18 protein-coding genes are annotated in these 16521 nt (G+C 58.0%); 9 read left to right on the forward strand and 9 right to left on the reverse strand.

What is annotated here, in order from left to right:
* Positions 1 to 11: 11 nt before the first annotated feature.
* The 3 genes from merA to merT are packed head-to-tail and all read right to left on the reverse strand — an operon-like array spanning position 12 to position 2093.
* Positions 12 to 1415 carry a mercury(II) reductase gene (gene merA, locus MDG893_RS00360; protein ID WP_007151711.1) on the reverse strand — a complete coding sequence of 468 codons (1404 nt, stop codon included), beginning with the start codon at positions 1413 to 1415 and terminating at the stop codon, positions 12 to 14.
* 11 nt (positions 1416 to 1426) lie between these two features.
* Positions 1427 to 1717, reverse strand: a complete 291-nt coding sequence (merP, locus tag MDG893_RS00365) for a mercury resistance system periplasmic binding protein MerP (RefSeq protein ID WP_007151712.1) — start codon at positions 1715 to 1717, stop codon at positions 1427 to 1429.
* A gap of 13 nt (positions 1718 to 1730) precedes the next feature.
* Positions 1731 to 2093 (reverse strand): mercuric ion transporter MerT, encoded by a 363-nt coding sequence (merT, locus tag MDG893_RS00370; protein WP_007151713.1) that lies wholly within the window; start codon positions 2091 to 2093, stop codon positions 1731 to 1733.
* A gap of 163 nt (positions 2094 to 2256) precedes the next feature.
* On the opposite strand from merT, the gene MDG893_RS20555 reads away from it, so the two are divergent.
* The 6 genes from MDG893_RS20555 (at position 2257) to sorU (ending at position 7829) form a co-directional block, all read left to right on the forward strand.
* Positions 2257 to 2931, forward strand: coding sequence for a MerR family transcriptional regulator (locus tag MDG893_RS20555; RefSeq protein ID WP_007151714.1), 675 nt, complete (start codon positions 2257 to 2259; stop codon positions 2929 to 2931).
* 214 nt (positions 2932 to 3145) lie between these two features.
* The gene (locus MDG893_RS20860) at positions 3146 to 4597 is read left to right on the forward strand and encodes a cytochrome D1 domain-containing protein (protein WP_007151715.1); all 1452 of its coding nucleotides are present in this window, start codon (positions 3146 to 3148) and stop codon (positions 4595 to 4597) included.
* A 44-nt stretch (positions 4598 to 4641) separates the two neighbouring features.
* Complete coding sequence (locus MDG893_RS00390) at positions 4642 to 5265, forward strand: RNA polymerase sigma factor (protein ID WP_007151716.1); 624 nt, start codon at positions 4642 to 4644, stop codon at positions 5263 to 5265.
* Positions 5258 to 6103, forward strand: a complete 846-nt coding sequence (locus MDG893_RS00395; protein ID WP_007151717.1) for an anti-sigma factor family protein — start codon at positions 5258 to 5260, stop codon at positions 6101 to 6103. The genes MDG893_RS00390 and MDG893_RS00395 overlap by 8 nt, the downstream gene beginning before the upstream one ends.
* Positions 6104 to 6218: 115 nt before the next feature.
* A complete protein-coding gene (gene sorT / locus MDG893_RS00400; RefSeq protein ID WP_050776447.1) occupies positions 6219 to 7448 on the forward strand; it encodes a SorT family sulfite dehydrogenase catalytic subunit in 1230 nt (409 codons plus the stop codon).
* Positions 7449 to 7514: 66 nt separating this feature from the next.
* Positions 7515 to 7829, forward strand: coding sequence for a SorU family sulfite dehydrogenase c-type cytochrome subunit (sorU, locus tag MDG893_RS00405; RefSeq protein ID WP_007151719.1), 315 nt, complete (start codon positions 7515 to 7517; stop codon positions 7827 to 7829).
* A 55-nt stretch (positions 7830 to 7884) separates the two neighbouring features.
* On the opposite strand, the gene MDG893_RS00410 is transcribed toward sorU, so the two are convergent.
* The 5 genes from MDG893_RS00410 to MDG893_RS00430 form a co-directional block, all read right to left on the reverse strand.
* On the reverse strand, positions 7885 to 9474 hold the full coding sequence (locus MDG893_RS00410) for a multicopper oxidase family protein (protein WP_007151720.1): 1590 nt from the start codon (positions 9472 to 9474) through the stop codon (positions 7885 to 7887).
* 20 nt (positions 9475 to 9494) lie between these two features.
* A complete protein-coding gene (locus MDG893_RS00415) occupies positions 9495 to 9737 on the reverse strand; it encodes a hypothetical protein (protein ID WP_007151721.1) in 243 nt (80 codons plus the stop codon).
* Between the two features lie 378 nt (positions 9738 to 10115).
* The gene (locus tag MDG893_RS00420; RefSeq protein WP_244264358.1) at positions 10116 to 11600 is read right to left on the reverse strand and encodes an ArnT family glycosyltransferase; all 1485 of its coding nucleotides are present in this window, start codon (positions 11598 to 11600) and stop codon (positions 10116 to 10118) included.
* 25 nt (positions 11601 to 11625) lie between these two features.
* The gene (locus tag MDG893_RS00425; protein WP_007151723.1) at positions 11626 to 12654 is read right to left on the reverse strand and encodes a glycosyltransferase family 2 protein; all 1029 of its coding nucleotides are present in this window, start codon (positions 12652 to 12654) and stop codon (positions 11626 to 11628) included.
* Positions 12638 to 13027: a GtrA family protein gene (locus MDG893_RS00430; RefSeq protein WP_040474169.1), complete on the reverse strand. Its 390-nt coding sequence runs from the start codon at positions 13025 to 13027 to the stop codon at positions 12638 to 12640. The genes MDG893_RS00425 and MDG893_RS00430 overlap by 17 nt, the downstream gene beginning before the upstream one ends.
* 464 nt (positions 13028 to 13491) lie before the next feature.
* On the opposite strand from MDG893_RS00430, the gene MDG893_RS00435 reads away from it, so the two are divergent.
* The 3 genes from MDG893_RS00435 to MDG893_RS00445 are packed head-to-tail and all read left to right on the forward strand — an operon-like array spanning position 13492 to position 15680.
* Complete coding sequence (locus MDG893_RS00435; protein WP_007151725.1) at positions 13492 to 13809, forward strand: heavy-metal-associated domain-containing protein; 318 nt, start codon at positions 13492 to 13494, stop codon at positions 13807 to 13809.
* On the forward strand, positions 13799 to 14716 hold the full coding sequence (locus tag MDG893_RS00440; RefSeq protein ID WP_007151726.1) for a transporter family protein: 918 nt from the start codon (positions 13799 to 13801) through the stop codon (positions 14714 to 14716). Before MDG893_RS00435 ends, MDG893_RS00440 begins: the two co-directional genes overlap by 11 nt.
* 28 nt (positions 14717 to 14744) lie before the next feature.
* Positions 14745 to 15680, forward strand: a complete 936-nt coding sequence (locus MDG893_RS00445; RefSeq protein ID WP_007151727.1) for an NHL repeat-containing protein — start codon at positions 14745 to 14747, stop codon at positions 15678 to 15680.
* On the opposite strand, the gene MDG893_RS00450 is transcribed toward MDG893_RS00445, so the two are convergent.
* Positions 15677 to 16516: an ABC transporter ATP-binding protein gene (locus MDG893_RS00450; RefSeq protein WP_007151728.1), complete on the reverse strand. Its 840-nt coding sequence runs from the start codon at positions 16514 to 16516 to the stop codon at positions 15677 to 15679. The two genes, MDG893_RS00445 and MDG893_RS00450, sit on opposite strands and share 4 nt — an antisense overlap.
* Between the last annotated feature and the right edge of the window lie 5 nt (positions 16517 to 16521).

The raw sequence follows: 16521 nt of genomic DNA on the forward strand, positions 1-16521 counted from the left end.
GCTGGCTTGCCTTATCCCGCACAGCAGGATAACTGTTTGACGTCCTTGGTAAAGGTTTGAGCGCACAGCTTCAAACCTTCCACCATCGTCAGGTACGGGAACAGCTCATCGGCGATCTCGTTGACGGTCATGCCCGCACGTAGCGCCATCACCGCGGTCTGGATCAGTTCGCCGGCCTCACCCGCCACGGATTGCACACCCAGTAACCGCCCGCTTTCACGTTCCGCGACCATTTTGATGAAGCCTCCGGTATCAAAATTGACCTGGGCCCGTGGCACGTTGTCCAGGGTCAGAGTACGGCTGTCGGTGACGAAGCCCCTTACCTCGGCGTCGGCTTCAGACAAACCGACGGTCGCAATCTGCGGATCGGTAAAGACCACCTCTGGCATGGCGCTGAGATCCAGCCGTGCATTGCCACCGGTCATATTGACCGCTGCCCGACTGCCACCGGCGGCCGCCACATAGACAAACTGGGGCTGATTGGTGCAGTCGCCGGCGGCGTATATGCCCGGCACCCGGGTCTGGAGCTTCTCATTGACGATGACGGACCCGCGATCCGTCTCGACGCCGATAGCCTCCAGGTTCAGTCTGTCTGTGTTCGGTGTGCGTCCCACGGCCACCAGAAGCCGATCGGCCCGCAGCTCCCCCGCGTTCGAGGCGAGAACGAACTCTTCATTGGTATAGCTGATCTGACTCGCCTGCGTGTTATTCAGAACCTTGATACCCTCGGCCTGGAACGCGGTTTCAATGGCCTCGCCAACAGCCGGGTCCTCACGGGAAAACAGCCGGCTGCGCGCCAGGATGGTCACCTCGCTGCCTAGCCGGGCAAACGCCTGGGCCAGTTCCACTGCCACGACAGACGCCCCGATGACAATCAGTCGATCTGGAATGGTGTCGCTGGCCAGCGCCGTGGTGGACGTCCAGTACGGCGTATCGGCAAGGCCCGGAACCGGAGGAATAGCTGGCCGCGCACCGGCACCAATGAACGCTCTGTCAAAGCGTACTTCGCTTTCCGTGCCGTCAGTTTCGGTAACCTGCAAGGTATTGGAATCGATAAACCGAGCCTCACCCCGCAAGACCGTAATGGCCGGATTGTCTTCGAGAATTCCTTCATACTTGGCGTGACGAAGCTCATCGACCCGGGCCTGTTGCTGGGCCAGCAACCGGGGCCGGTTAATAGAAGGCTCGACCGCCGCAATGCCCTCGTCGAACGGACTGCGGCGGCGCAAATGGGCAACATGGGCGGCGCGGATCATGATCTTCGAGGGCACACAGCCGATATTGACGCAGGTGCCACCCAGGGTGCCGCGTTCTATCAGCGTCACCCGGGCTCCACGTTCCGCCGATTTCAACGCGGCGGCCATGGCACTACCACCACTGCCAATCACGGCAATGTGCAGATCGTTATCACTCATAAACACTACTCCTATTTCGCCCCGGACTGTATCAGTGTGGACGGGTAGCCCGCGTTGTTCGTGGCCTCAGTTATTGCTTCAACGGTGGCTTTCTCATCGTCGAAAGTAACCGTCGCATCACGCTCCTCATAGCGGACCTGGACAGAACTTACCCCATCGACCCTCTTGAGAGCGGCTTTGACGGTGATCGGGCAAGCCGAACAAGTCATTCCGGGAACCAACAAGGTCACCGTCTTTTGCGACGCCAAGGCAGGCATGCTGAACAGCGTGAACAGTACGGCAGTGATCAGGGACTTTTTCATGATGTATGGCCTCTCAGTAAAATAGCGGTAAGACGAAAGGGAATGCCAACGCGATCAGTACGAGCAGCGCGACGATCCAGAAGGTGATCTTGTAAGCGGTTCGCACTTGCGGTACTGCGCAGACCTCGCCCGGATCGCAATCCTGTGCAGGCCGGTATATCCGACGCCAGGCAAAGACCATCGCCACCAGAGCAGCACCAATGAACCACGGCCGGTAGGGCTCCAGAGCGGCAAGGTTGCCAATCCAGGCGCCGGAAATACCCAGCGAGATCAGAACTAGGGGGCCAAGACAGCAGGCCGATGCGAGCACTGCTGCCACCCCCCCTGCGACTAACGATCCGCGACCGGATTTGGACTCTGATTTCAACTCTGACATTACGATGGTTCCTTTCATGACTTTTCTGGCTATCTTCAAAATACTTCCGTAGTCGGCTACGGAGTCAAGCCCTGCACTCCTATAGAATGTTCAGCACTCTTGACCCCGTACCGTGGTACGGGCACTAATGTGAGCTGAGAATTCGCGAGTTGAGGATGCCGCCATGACTGACATGACAATTGGCAAAGTGGCTGACGTGGTGGGTGTCGGTGTCGAGACGATTCGTTTTTACGAACGCCGCAAGCTCATTGAACAACCGTCACGTCCCAGGGAAGGTGGCTATCGGATTTACTCGGACGCCACGGTAAAGCGATTACATTTTATTCGCCGTGCGCAAGAGTTGGGGTTCTCCCTGAAAGAGATCGCCGAGCTGCTTGAGCTGCGAGATGCCGACGCCCCCCGCGCCGACGCAAGTAATGTGCAGCAACGGGCAATGGCAAAGCTGCGCGATGTAGACCAGAAGATTGACCAGCTACGACAAATCCGACAGGGACTTGCGGCACTTGTGGACCGGTGTCCCGGGCAGGGCCCTTTGCGGTGCTGCTCCATATTTGAAGCGCTGGAGCAGAACGCAGTACCTGCTAGCAGGCCGACAGTGAGTGAGGAGATAGGCATGCAGACAATCAGGCTTTCAATCGGTGGCATGCATTGCCACGGGTGCGAGGAAATTGTCCGTCATGTTCTCGAACAGCAAACAGGTGTAAAGGGATGTTCTGTTTCCCACGAAAGCGGTGAAGCGCGGGTGGCAGTTGACGAATCAGAAATTTCGGACGAGCAGCTTGCAGAGGCTGTGCGTGGCGCGGGCTATTCTGCAAACATCATGAACATACCAGAGTAACCTTCTTGGAATTCTCGGCGGCCCTGCCTCTGACCGGAGGCCCTGAACTATGAACCTTTCCCGCGGCTTGGGACCGGACCGAACATTCCGGGAATAAATCCCGGTCAGATGACGCCTTTGGCACCAGAGATCGCTTTCGACCGGCCAGTTGCTGACGAAATCTTGCCAAAACACCACTCCGGTCGAACTTCATTTAGCACTTGGAGTTTGTAACATGCCTCCACAGATCCACCATGCCATCACATCGCTCGTCGCCGGAACCATACTCATTGCCACTATGCCCGTGAGCGCGACGGCAAATACCCGTTTTGAGCGCGGCAGTGAGGTATATAGCCAGCAGTGCGCAGCCTGCCATCAGGCACAGGGCCAGGGCATACCGGGTTCGTTTCCGCCCCAGAAAGGCCACACCGCTGAACTGTACAACGCCACCGACGGCATTGGTGGCCGCCAGTATCTTGGCCACGTGCTGCAATACGGCCTGACGGGTTCCATCGAAGTGGAGGGCACGACCTACAACGGCAACATGCCCGCCTGGGGCGGTGCGCTCACGGACCAGCAGATCGCGGATGTGCTGAACTACGTGCTGACAGCCTTCGGCAACGAGCAGCGTCTTGCAGGAGAGTTTCAGCCCTACACCGCTGAGGAGATAAAGGCGATTGCGAGCCAGAACCTGTCCGGCAAGGACGTGTACCAGTTACGGCAGGCGGTGCTGGGTCAGTCAACAGCGCCATCCCGGGATGATTCCACCGCCCAGTCGGCGCCAGAGCTGAGCCTGAAGAAGGCCATCCGCGATCCGCTTTATGTGGCCGTCCAGAACAGCGGTATTGTAAGAGCCTTACCGTCAAAACAAGGCTGGCCCGGCGTGGCAGGGGCACACTACGATGCCCTGAGCCCGGATGGCTCTCGCCTGATGGTGTCTGGCTTTAAAACCGGCAACGTCTATGTTCTGGATACGGCCAATGGCGACGTCATGGCCAGTGTGGCGATTGGCGAGGTGGCCCAGGGCGTCAAGATCTCACCGGATGGCCGCTATGGCCTCGCTGTTGCGCCGACCCAGGGCGACGTTGCGGTGATCGACATGAACACTCTGGAACTGGTCAAGAAAATTCCGGTTGGCAAGGTACCCCATAACCTCATCTACAGCGCCGACGGCGAATTTGCCTACGTCACTCTGCAGGGCGAAGGCGCGCTGGCGGTAGTGAATATGCAGACCCTGGAAAAACAGCATCAGATTCCGACGCCGGGGCTTGAGACGCCTCACAACGTTGACATCAGCGCCAACGGCCAACGGCTGTGGCTGCGCGACTTTACGGGCAATGTGGGCGTGATGGACCTGGCAAGCGAAACCATGCTGAAAACCTTCAAGGTGGGTAGTGGGCATGGCGGTATCGACGTGGTGCCTGGCGGGCAATACGTCGCAACAGGGGCGATTTCCGCGTCCGCCGTGACCCTGATCGACCCCGAAAGCCTGGAAATTGTCAAGAACGTCGATGTGGGCGTCGGCCCCCATGGCGTTCGCGCCAGCCGTGACGGCCGGTTCATTTACGCCTCGGTCACGGCGGATAACCAGATCGCCGTGATTGATAGTCAATCCTTGAAGGTCGTTCGCCGGCAACCCGTGGACGGCAAATTCCCGTTCTGGATTGCGGTTCCCGGCAACCCTTAAGAAAAGTGTCGGGACAGGGAATAAACTGAACACAGGCGACGTCCTTGGTCAACAAGTCCACCGATTCCAAACGGGTACTTAAAATGCGCAGCACCGGAAGCAGGCAGCAGTTTGACACCCTGGTACGTCCCTGGCGTTATCGGCTGTACGGTGTGGCGCAACGCCAGTCCGCCTCGCCTGAAATAGCGGAGGACTGGACTCAGGAGACCCTGCTTCGGGCCTGGCGGGATTTTGGCCAGTTGGACGACCACGTAGCAATCTATGCCTGGCTGCTCAGAATTCTCAACCGTGTGGTTGCCGATGGCTACCGCCGGGACAATCGGCGGCAGCAACTGGCCCCGGTGCTCACAACCGAAGACGCCGCACTGAACGAACACCCCTGCGCCGCTCCCGGCCCGTTCGAGCAGGCACTGAAACATCAGACCGATGCGCAGTTGACGGCCGCCGTTCACGACTTGCCGGACAGCTTCCGGCAGGTGGTTCTGTTGCGGGACTTTGAGGATCTGAGCTATCAGGACATTGCGCAGATTCTGGACCTGGCGCCGGGCACGGTGATGAGCCGCCTGTCACGAGGCCGCCGCCTGCTGGCCGAGCGACTGATCAAGGTGGCATCCGACAACCCGGCTGCCAGTAACAACACGCACACAAGGGTGAACCCCCATGAGTGACACGCCTCCTTTCACCTCCGCTACGGAAAACCGTCAATGGTCTGACCTGCACGACCAGATTCAGGACTGGCTGGCGGGCTATGCCGATGGCGAGCTGGATGAGCATCACACCACTCTGGTTGAAGCTCACCTTGCTGGCTGCGAGGCCTGCCGACACGATGTCGAACGCCAGCGGATGCTTTCTGAACGACTACAAGAGATACCCGCGCCCAGATTGTCCCCCGCATTTGCCAAGCGCCTCGACGACACGCTTGTAAGCGCCCAGGCCAGTAACAAGCGCCCGATCGGCCACCGGCCACTGACGGGCCTGAAACACTGGCTAGCCCGCCTGAGCCCATCAGCTGTAATCGGAGGCGGCGGCTGGGCGGTGGCCATGGTGCTGGCGGCGATGCTTCTGGTACCCAACCTGGCGCCCGACCGTTCCAATCAGATTGCGGTGGCCAATCACATTCCCATGGTCAGCGACGTGCTGGCCGATTATCAGCGTGCGGTGGGCAACGACCTGCCAACGCCGTCTCGCGACGCCGACCTGTCGCCTCCCATGCCATGGCCCAATGGCCGCGTTCTGGCCCGCTGGACAACCAGCGTAGGTGGCGAGCCCGCCGAGGCCTACGCCGTGCGGCTGGGCAACAGCTTGATCGTTCAGTACCAAATCTCAGAGCGCGTGTTCTTCCGAAATCCGGACGTGCGACAGGCCGTGGCCCGTGCCGGCGATTTTCGAACTCGTGACAACGAGCTGGAAGTGATTGGGGTGCCGATGCAGGCATCGGGCTTATTGGTTGTGGCGCCATCAGGTAATCTGCCACCAATCGACAAGTCAGCGATGAGTGCTTCCTGACCCGACCTCGGTGGTTATTTTCTAATCACCCCCTACACTTAACTCATGCATTCGCAATCAGCCCAACAACAAAAACCGGATTCAGTCCGGGATGATCAACAATGAGGGAAATACCATGTCGATCAATGATTCGCCCGCCATTGCCTCCCAGTCTCCGGCAGAGCCAGTCCAAATGAGCCGTCGACGCCTTTTATTGGGCTCCGCCGGTGCCATGGCATCCGTCAGCCTGCTCGGGCTCAGCCCACTGGCCAAAGCGGCAGAACCCAAAACCCTGCCCGACTACGTGCGCTGGAAAAACGCCAATGACATGATCGTGCACAGCGCCAATACCATCGAAACCCAGCGCGGTGCCGTTGGTAGCGGTGTGGTGACTGCCAGCGACAAGCTTTATGTCAGAAACAACCTACCAGCCCCCGACGCTAACATCGTGGCGGACCGGGATGCGTGGAAAATCACGTTCGAAGGCGTCAACTCACCGCAGTCCCTGACTCTTGGCGACCTTAAAAAGATCGGCGTCGAAACCGTGACCACTGTGCTTCAGTGTTCAGGAAACGGGCGGGCCTACTACGAGCATGGGCCAGGTGGCACCCAGTGGGGCACGGGCGCAGCAGGCTGCTTGATCTGGACGGGTGTGCCACTGCGGGAGGTTGTCGCAAAACTCGGCGGCGTTAAACCCGGGATGAATTACATCACCAGCACTGGCGGGGAAACCCTTCCCGAGGGACTGGATCCGAACACCATTATGGTTGAGCGGTCTGTTCCGGTAAAAGCGCTCGATCAAGCGCTGCTGGCCTGGGACATGAATGATGAGCCCATGCCTCTGGCCCACGGCGGCCCATTGCGTATGGTTGTGCCCGGCTATTTCGGGGTCAACAACGTGAAATACGTGGACCGGGTTGCATTCACCGAGGGCCAGTCGGACGCCAAGATTCAGGCCTCCGGCTATCGCATTCGTCCCATTGGCGAGAAAGGAGCACCCGACCAGCCGTCCATGTGGGAAATGTCCGTTAAATCCTGGGTCACGGCTCCCCTGACCACCGCCAGCCAGGGCAAAAACCTGATATACGGCGTCGCCTTCGGCGGCATGAACGCTGTCAGCAAGGTGGAGGTGTCAGCCGACGGTGGTGAAACCTGGAAGAAGGCCCGCTTTCTGGGACCCGACATGGGGCGCTATGCCTGGCGGCCGTTTGTGGTGTCGATGGACCTGAGCGCCGGCGATCATCGGATTGTCAGCCGCGCAACCGACACCGACGGCAATACCCAGCCGCCCACACGTACTGAAAACGAGCGCGGTTACGGCAACACCAGTTGGAAAGACCATGGCGTGACCGTCACCGTTTCATGAACGCGTGAACCCTGTGGCGGTCCGCCCATCGGGCCGCCTGTTTCCTTGACCTAACCAGGATTTTCTATGTCACTACGCACATTGTTATTCGCTGTACTTGCCTCTGCGTCTGCCACTTCGATGGCGGACGAGCAACTCGAACTCGGCAAGAAAGTGTTCACCGAGCAGGCTCAACCTTCCTGCACCATCTGCCACGCACTGAACGACGCAGGATCGGCTGGCGAAATCGGCCCCAATCTGGACGAACTCAAACCTTCTGCGGAGCAGGTCAGCAATGCGGTGAAGAGTGGCGTTGGTATCATGCCGGCCTTCGGTGATTCGCTGTCAGAGCAGCAGATCAAGGCGGTTGCACACTATGTTGAATCTGTAACCGGGAAATAAACGCAGGAAGGACCGCCGTGCCGGTCCCGAAGCTCACCCTACCCTGCTGCGTTGCCTAGACCTTGCGCACCTCGTAATAGCGCATCATGCCATTGTCCTCGTGCTCCATATTGTGACAATGGTAGGGATAGAGTCCCGGGAAGTCCGTGAAGGTCAGGGCAATCCGGACCCTCTCTCCGGGCAGCACCAGCACGGTGTCGTGCAGCCCTGAATCCACGATGCCGGCCGCCAACTGCCCGGCAGACCGTGCATCGGCGTAGTGTCGGCTTAGCACCCTGAACTGCAACCCATGGACATGCATGGGATGCGGCATCATGGTGTCGTTGAAGAACTCCCAAACCTCGCTTTCGCCCAACGAAACAGCTTCGCCATCGGCCACCGTCGCACCTTCAAACTGACGACCGTTGATGGTAAAGCCTTGCATCATTTTCATGCCAAGCCTGAACAATCGGGGGGCTGTGGTCTTGTCCGGGCGTGGCAGGTCGGCCAGTTCATTGCTCAGCCGCTCAGGGCGTGTGGATACACCGTCTTCACCCCGACCATTCACCTCCAGGGTAAGTAACGGCGTAGCCTGGTCAGAAGCGGTGTCAGAACCACCCATCATGCCGCCCATCATCATGCCACCACCCATCATGCCGCCTGCATCGTGTGGTCTATTGAGCAACTGGATCCGGGTGCCTTGCGCAGCCTTCTCGAAACTGATCCAGATATCAACACGCTGCGCTGGTGCCAGGGTAATGTAGGGAAAATCTTCCGGCGCTTCCAGCAGCCCGCCGTCTGTCCCAATCACGGTAACAGGGCGACCGTCACTCCAGGCCAGCTTGTAGATGCGCGCGTTGGAGCCGTTCATGATTCGCAGACGGTGAGCCGCTGCTGACACCTCTTGCATCGTTGCCGGTTTGCCATTCACCAGCAGGTGTTCTCCCCTGAATCCGTGCATGCGGGTCATCATCGACCCCATGCCACCGCTGAGATAGGTTAATTCGTTGTCGCCGGCGAAACTGCGGTCCTGGAGCACCAGAATCCGTTCCTGATCACCCTGGGGCAAATCCAGCCCGCGCTCGTTGTCATCCTCAATCACCAACGGGCCTGCCAGCCCCGCATAGGACTGGAAACCAACACGTCCGCCGTCCTTGCCATGGGGGTGCGGGTGATACCAGTAAAGCCCCGCGCGATCATCCACCACAAAACTGACGGTCTTTTGAGCGCCCGATTGAATGGGAAAGCGCGGCTGGCCGTCCACGTCCGGTGGCACATGCAACCCGTGCCAGTGCACAGTTGTGGCTTCAGGCAGTTGATTGTCAATATGGATCCGGACACGCTGACCACGGCGTAAACGTATCAGCGGACCGAGATAACCGTCGCCCAGGCGGGTGAGTGTATCATCCGGCCCCTTGAGCAAACTGGCGGTGTAACGCCATACTTCACTGGCAGCACCTGGAAGAATCGGCGCGACGTCCGGGCGCGCAAACAACGTCAATTCGACATCAAAAGGCCCCTGCTCCAGGCCCGACGTCTCCGCATGGGTTGCAGCACCTCCCGGCTGACAGCCACCGAGCAACAACGGCGCGGGCAGCAGTGCAACCGTAGACAGACCGCCCACCGACTTTAAAAAGGTTCGTCGCGCCGGAATAAAATCTCGCATTATGGCTGCCCCGCCCGGATTCAGGACCTTCCGCGCCGCAGAAGCCTGACCAGCGCCACTATCCCAAGCACCACCAGAGTCAGCAGCAGCAGACCCGCCAGCATACAGAAGATCATCATGCCACTGCCCATCATGCTGCCATCCATCATTCCGGCCATCATTCCGGATTCGCCCATACGGCCCGGGCCAGACGAGGTGTCGGCAAACGTGACGGCAGAGTAGAAGAACAAAACCAGCGCTGCGAATCGGCTGAGTATTACCATGGTGTGCACCTCAAAAGATTGACCGGAGAGATTCAGAATAAACTTATGAGTAGCTCAAGGGTCAAGAGACAGGCTTTCTGGCAATTCAATCACCTAATCGTCATACCTGGTGCTCACGAACTCGGTCATGCAGTGAGAGCGCCCTAGAACAAAAGATTTGGTTACTGACTTCACCGGGTGACTGGACTTACCCCGTTCACTAGACCCTCCTAACCTATGATAGGAACATAGGAGGAACTGTCATGAGCAGCCAACGTTATCCCCCGGGATTCAAAGACGAAGCGATTCGATTCCCAACTGCAACGCCTTCAGTTCAAACAGTTTTACGAGATAACCATCCGCACCGCAATCGAACCCTTTTTCTTCTCGCTCAGAGCACTAAGGGAGGCACCAGAGCAACAGGAACCGCATATTGCAGGTCCTGACGACTGCGCTGGCGACAGAGACGGATTGCTGACTCCCTTGCAAAACCTCAATTGCCAGCAATTGGTAGCGGCGATTCTCAAGGACTCTGGTAGCCGACCCGGTTAACTCAGCTACCTGCCGGGCAGACCAGTCTCGGGGAACTGCCAAATAAAGGTGTCGATAGTCACCTTGTTGTTGCATATCGATCACTCCTTCCTCAGTGACCTCCCGAGCCGCTCCCTGCGAGTAAAACCTGGCCGAAAATGGGATATCGTCCAAATAGAGCAATGGGCTGTCATCGGCCTTTCTTGTCTGCTGATAGAAGAGTACCAGCTTTTTTTCTGTTTTCAGTGTCTCCCAGCCTGTCGCGGCCACGCCCACAAATACGGTCAGTAAGAGGGGAACGAGCCCCACCATCACGGCCCGCCCCCGAAACAACCAACCAGATTCCAGTTTCGCTACCCAACGTCCGATCAAGGGGGCCGTAAAAGGCAACGAGGGCAGCACGTATGTCCAAAGCGTATTGCCAGCAACTGTAAAAAACAACATCGGGGCCAGGGCGCTCATCAGCAAAAAACACGGGCCGGAGACCGAGACGGCTTTGCGCATGACGTCTAAGCCCCGGCCTTGAGACCAGCCAACAACCAAGCCCATCAGAGCGACAACGCCCCAAGGAAACGAAGCCCAAAACCAAAATACCCAAATCATACCTTTTGGTTGGTCATGAGCGCTGCCGTAAAGATCGCCAGCCCACCCCGGGTCCAGAAACCGTCGAATGTGCTCGCCGACAATAAAATAGTCTAAAAATCCAGGCGTTTTAAGCTCCGCCAGCACATACCACGGACCGGCCAAAAGAATCGTCAACACACTCCCTCTCCACCAAGGGAGCTTTCGTAAACTGCCAACCTCCTGCCGGAACAATAACAGCCACGAGACTATTGGAATTCCGATCAACACAACAGCCAGCGGGCCCTTCGAAAGTAACCCGATGACCACTCCTATAAAGAAAAGCCATTGCCAAGGGCCGCGCTCACCCGACATCACCAGACAAAAGCTGACCAGCGCCAGGGTCGTTCCAAGGGCCAGAAAAGAATCCGTCATTACCGCGCCGGCACTGATGTAGGTCAGAGCCATGGTGGCAAAGACCAGACTACTCCATTTCGCCGTCTGAACATCCCAGATTTGCCGGGCCAAACGCCAAACCAGCCAAACCATGGCAATGGTTGCCAGCCAGGACGGCAAACGTAGCGAGAATTCCGACAGACCCAACACCTTGATAGCCGCAGCCTGAGCCCAGAAAGACAATGGTGGCTTGCCCCAGAACGGCACACCGGGCTCAAACCAGGGGGTAATCCAGTCACCGGTTTCGGCCATCCATCGAGCGATTTCCGCGTAGCGGGGCTCGGTGGTGTCGGCAAAGGGAAAAAACGCCATACCGATAAACCGGCTGATCAACACAGCTGCCAGCACCAGTAGCCAAAGGTTAAACCGCTTTGACATGACGCGTCTCCACCGGGTTTTCGCTAACCTGGCGACTCGCGCCAACCGGATTTTCTACTACATCTTCGGTCAGATAGACGGGGCGTTGCTTCGCTTCCAGGTAGGTCTTGCCAACGTATTCTCCAACGATGCCAATACTCACCAACTGAATCCCTCCCAGAAAACTGATAATGGCGACAAGTGACGGGTAACCACTGGTAGCATCCCCCAACATCAAGGCCTTGACCACAATCCACAGCCCGAACATCCCCCCGATACTTGCGGCAATAAGCCCGATGATTGTCGCCCAGCGCAGTGGTGATACTGAAAACGACGTCAATCCTTCGAGCGCCAGCCCGACCAATCCGGGGTAATCCCACTTTGTTTCCCCGGCTGCTCTTGGTTCGCGGTCGTACTGGATCACCCGGGTTGGCATGCCTATCCATGCAAACAGCCCTTTCATGTAGCGGTTGCGCTCCTTCAGGGTAAGCAACGCATTAACTGCCCTTCGGCTCATCAGCCGAAAGTCCCCAGTATCAACCGGGATATCGGTCCGGCTGGTCCGGTTCAACAACCGGTAGTACAGGTGGGCACTCCAGCGCTTGAGAAAGGTTTCCCCGCAGCGGGAACGGCGCTGCATCAAGACGACGTCGGAACCGGATTGCCAGCATTTGATCATTGCCGGTATCTGCTCAGGCGGGTCCTGCAGATCAGCATCCAGCACAATCACTGCGTCGCCTCTTGCATGCTCCAGCCCCGCCGTTACTGCGGCCTCCTTGCCAAAATTCCTGCTTAACTTAACCAGGCGAATGTCGGGATTGCGCGCGACCTGGCTACGTATGTATCCGGCGCTACCATCCTCACTGCCGTCGTCCACCAATACAATCTCGTGATGCTCCTCAAGGGCAGCGAGAATCGGTAGAACACGCTCAAAGAACAGTGGCAGCATCACTCGCTCATTAAAAACAGGCACCACCACCGACACCAGGCTTCGGCCTGCCCGGCCGACGGAATATTCAGTATTTCTGTTCATAAAACACCAATCTCTGATAGACCACGTAGTTCAATGCCGCTACCAGGCCTGTAGTAGCCAACTGAGAATGCATGACTGACAGGCCAAGGGCGTGATTGAGCATGTAGAAAAAAACCAGGTTGCAAAGCCAGGCGAGGCCGCATGACGCCAGATAGCGCCATACAGTAGACCGGTGGGGGCCGGCGTTACGGAAAGCCAGATGGCGCTGAAGCCCGTAGTTCATTACCGCACCGGAAAAACTTCCACCCGCTGTAGCAAGAGTGGGTTCAAGCCCGACTCCAACCAGTCCGGCCATGACAAACCAATGAAACAGCGTGGCCAGACCGCCAGCGGTAAGAAACCCCCTTAGTTGGAGAAATCGGCGCTTGTTCATGACGTGCGCAACCATATTGAACCCGGGAAAGACGGACAAACGATGGGTGCAAAGGTTAGCCCGTCCGATGTCAGGGCTGCGTGGGGGGTTCATCAAAAAAGTGTCAAAGTAAAAGCGTATGACACCAACGGCTTTTGACCATAGCGGCGTGGGCTATTCAGCAAACTTCATGAAGACAACAGAGTAACCCCTTGGAATTTTCAGTTGCCTTGCCTCTGGCCATCGGCCCTGAGTATATGGCCTTCGTTGAGCCCTGTTTCGCCGGGCTTCACACTCTACAGACCCTTGACTCCGTATCATGGTACGGACCCTACACTTGGCAGAAGCCGGCCCTGTTTTTCAATACGGTGGCGAGCGTGAGTGACTAAAAAAGCTGGTTGTCAAAAAAGTGCGTGATTCAGCTCATGCGCTAGAGTCAGCGCCAAGTGTCAAGCTGTATGCATATATCCATAGAGAGGTTCGTCATGTTCACAAAAATGTCCCTGCTGTTAGCCGCTCTGGTGTTCAGCGTTTCCGCGCTGGCGGCCGAAAATCACTATCGACTGGGCGTAAACGGACTGGCATGTCCGTTTTGTGCCTATGGCATTGAGAAGCGCCTGAACAAGATCGACGGTGTCACCGAGGTGCGGGTGGACATTGGTGACAGCGTGGTACAGGTAACCCTGAAAGAGGGCAACACACTCACCGAAGAGCAGGCGCGCCGGGCCGTTGATGAGGCTGGCTTCACGCTGCGATCCTACGCAGAGGTTGACGGCGAAACCGGAGGTGGCAATGCTGAATAACAACCATTCCGTTCGCAATTCCATGCTGGCTAGCGCTCTGATACTGACCGGTGTATCTGTAGTACAAGCCGCCCCCAACACGTTCAACACTGCCCTACCCGTGCCACAAGGCGAAACCATCTGGCGCGAGCAACTGGTGCTGCGGGAACGCTCCGATGACGGGCCCATGGACCGCGAAGTCTCGGTACAGGCCCTGGGCAGCGTACTGGGTTACGGCGTGACCCCGAAGCTCGCGGTGTTTGGGGTCGTCCCCTACTTCTTCAACAAGGAACTGGATGTCTCCACGCCAATGGGCCGGATTAGCCGTGATACTAATGGCATCGGCGACGTCTCGTTGTTCGGTCGTTACACAGCTTACCAATACGATTTCACCGGCGGAACCTTTCGGGTCGCGCCACTGTTTGGGGTCACTGCGCCCACTGGAGACAGTGACGATCGCGATCGTTTCGGCGAACTGCCGCGACCGTTGCAGGTCGGCGACGGGGCCTGGGATGGCTTTGCCGGCGTGGTGGCCACCTATCAGAGACTGCAATACCAAATGGACGCGCAGTTACTTTACCGCGGAAACGGGCGCCACGACGGCTTCGCCCACGGCGACGAGACCCGCCTCGACGCCTCACTGCAATACCGGATCTGGCCTTTCAGCCTTGAAGGCATCTCCGGCACACCCGGCTTTACCTACGCCCTGCTCGAATCCAGTCTTGTTCACCGCGAGCGCAACGAGATTAGCACTGGTACCGATGCCAACTCCGGCGGCACCCAGTGGCTGCTGGCGCCGGGTCTTCAGTTCATCACCCGGCGCTGGGTCGTTGAGGGCACGATACAACTGCCCGTGGCCGAGGACCCCAATGGCGACGCCATTCAGGACGATTACATTGTTCGCGTTGGCTTTCGCCGCAATTTCTAGGACTTGAGGGCACGATTTTGAGGGCACTATGAAGAAAATGGGTAAGCGGTTTGCCTACAGCACGCTCGGGCTCGCGATAGCACTCACCCTGCTCGGCTGCGCGGGCGGCGCCATCAACTGGAACCAGGAACCGCCCTACTCGCGGTCTCTTGCGTGGGGTGAAAAAGGCAGCGGCCCGGGGCAGTTCAACGACCCTACCGGCATTGCAGTGACGGCCGATGAAGTATATATCGCGGATGCACGCAACAGCCGCATCCAGGTCTTTGACAAGCAAGGCAAGTTCCGGCGGGCCTTTGGGGGGGACATACTCGGCCGCCCGATGAACATGGATATCGCCGGCAACCGACTTTACGTTCCTGACTATTTCAAGGACGTGATTCACGTTTTCACGCTGGCCGGCGAGTACTGCGAAGCGATCAAAACGGACGACGGATTAACCAGCCCGGGGGGCCTGGCGGTGCGCGATGACGGCACGTTGCTGATTGCCGATACCTACGGACAGCGGGTGGTCCATCTCGCACCAGATGGCGAAGTGCTCAGAAGCTGGGCAGGCACTGGCATCGGTGCAGGCGACTTCAACTACCCCACGGATATCGCCATTGCGCCTGATGGTGGTTTCTACGTCGCCGACGGCTATAACGACCGGATCCAGCAGTTCGACCCAGACGGAGAGTTCGTTCGCAAATGGGGCGGCCCGTTCGCAATGAACATCTACGGGCCGTTCAAAGGCTGGTTTACCACAGTGACGTCGGTCGCCGTAGGGCTAGAAGGGAGTGTCTACGCAGCCGATTTTTACAACGACCGCATTCAGAAATTCACGGCTGAAGGCGACTATCTCACCGCATTTGGTAGCGAGCCGGCTAACGCCGGGCATACCGCAATGGCGGTTGCCGTTGATAATGAAGGAACCGTGTGGAGCGTCAATTTCGCCGACAACCGTGTCGAAAAGTGGCAACCGGATTAGCCTGTCTCACTCTGAGCGGTGGCGTGGACCGGACTCGATTCACTCGCTGGCGGGTTGCCCCTGGCGGATTCGGAAAATCCGGAACAGAATGGACGGCCGTCCCGCCCCAGGGTGACGCTGGTCTGTACCCGAAACACACGGTTGATCAGGGGTTCGGTTATCACCTCCCGGGGGCTACCGATGGTGTCGAGTTGGCCACCTGCGAGCACCGCAATCCGATCCGCAAATTGCGCGGCCTGGTTGAGATCGTGGAGTGACATAACCACGGTCAGCCCGTGCTCGCGATTCAGCGTGGATAACAACTCCAGCACTTCCAACTGATAACCCCAGTCGAGAAACGTGGTGGGTTCATCCAACAGAAGAATGTCGGTTTCCTGAGCTAGCGCCATGGCGATCCATACCCGCTGCTGTTGCCCTCCGGACAGCGCTTCCACCGGTCGTTCCGCCAACTCGGAGACCCCTGTCATTGCCATGGCTTCGAAGGTTGCGTTGTTGTCGGTGGTGAGGTTGCGTTGCCACCATTTGCGATGTGGAAAACGACCCAGCGCCACCAGATTCTGAACCTGGATACCATCGGGCACAATCGGTTTCTGGGGAAGCATGGCAAGTCTTAAGGCCAGCTTGCTTCGGTCCCATTGTTCGACGGGTCGATCATCCAGGTAAACCTGGCCGGACCGGGCCGATAGCAGGCCCGCGAAACTTTTCAGCAAGGTACTTTTACCAGAACCGTTGGGGCCCAGCAGGCAGGTAATCCCACCTTCGGGAATGGCCAGCGAGACGTTGTTCACAACCGGCTTGTCGCCGTAGGCAAGAGAGAGATGCTCGGTTCGTAACATGGAGG

Origin of the sequence: Marinobacter algicola DG893, assembly GCF_000170835.1 — a bacterium.
Taxonomy (GTDB): Bacteria; Pseudomonadota; Gammaproteobacteria; order Pseudomonadales; family Oleiphilaceae; genus Marinobacter; species Marinobacter algicola.

Bases quoted from the DNA above. Each gene is read 5' to 3' on its own strand.
- merA (WP_007151711.1), bottom strand. From the start codon at position 1,415: ATGAGTGATAACGATCTGCACATTGCCGTGATTGGCAGTGGTGGTAGT.
- MDG893_RS00440 (WP_007151726.1), top strand. From the start codon at position 13,799: ATGCTGAATAACAACCATTCCGTTCGCAATTCCATGCTGGCTAGCGCT.
- MDG893_RS20555 (WP_007151714.1), top strand. From the start codon at position 2,257: ATGACTGACATGACAATTGGCAAAGTGGCTGACGTGGTGGGTGTCGGT.
- MDG893_RS00415 (WP_007151721.1), bottom strand. From the start codon at position 9,737: ATGGTAATACTCAGCCGATTCGCAGCGCTGGTTTTGTTCTTCTACTCT.
- sorU (WP_007151719.1), top strand. From the start codon at position 7,515: ATGTCACTACGCACATTGTTATTCGCTGTACTTGCCTCTGCGTCTGCC.
- MDG893_RS00430 (WP_040474169.1), bottom strand. From the start codon at position 13,027: ATGAACAAGCGCCGATTTCTCCAACTAAGGGGGTTTCTTACCGCTGGC.
- sorT (WP_050776447.1), top strand. From the start codon at position 6,219: ATGTCGATCAATGATTCGCCCGCCATTGCCTCCCAGTCTCCGGCAGAG.
- MDG893_RS00435 (WP_007151725.1), top strand. From the start codon at position 13,492: ATGTTCACAAAAATGTCCCTGCTGTTAGCCGCTCTGGTGTTCAGCGTT.
- merT (WP_007151713.1), bottom strand. From the start codon at position 2,093: ATGTCAGAGTTGAAATCAGAGTCCAAATCCGGTCGCGGATCGTTAGTC.
- merP (WP_007151712.1), bottom strand. From the start codon at position 1,717: ATGAAAAAGTCCCTGATCACTGCCGTACTGTTCACGCTGTTCAGCATG.
- MDG893_RS00450 (WP_007151728.1), bottom strand. From the start codon at position 16,516: ATGTTACGAACCGAGCATCTCTCTCTTGCCTACGGCGACAAGCCGGTT.
- MDG893_RS20860 (WP_007151715.1), top strand. From the start codon at position 3,146: ATGCCTCCACAGATCCACCATGCCATCACATCGCTCGTCGCCGGAACC.
- MDG893_RS00410 (WP_007151720.1), bottom strand. From the start codon at position 9,474: ATGCGAGATTTTATTCCGGCGCGACGAACCTTTTTAAAGTCGGTGGGC.
- MDG893_RS00445 (WP_007151727.1), top strand. From the start codon at position 14,745: ATGAAGAAAATGGGTAAGCGGTTTGCCTACAGCACGCTCGGGCTCGCG.
- MDG893_RS00395 (WP_007151717.1), top strand. From the start codon at position 5,258: ATGAGTGACACGCCTCCTTTCACCTCCGCTACGGAAAACCGTCAATGG.
- MDG893_RS00425 (WP_007151723.1), bottom strand. From the start codon at position 12,654: ATGAACAGAAATACTGAATATTCCGTCGGCCGGGCAGGCCGAAGCCTG.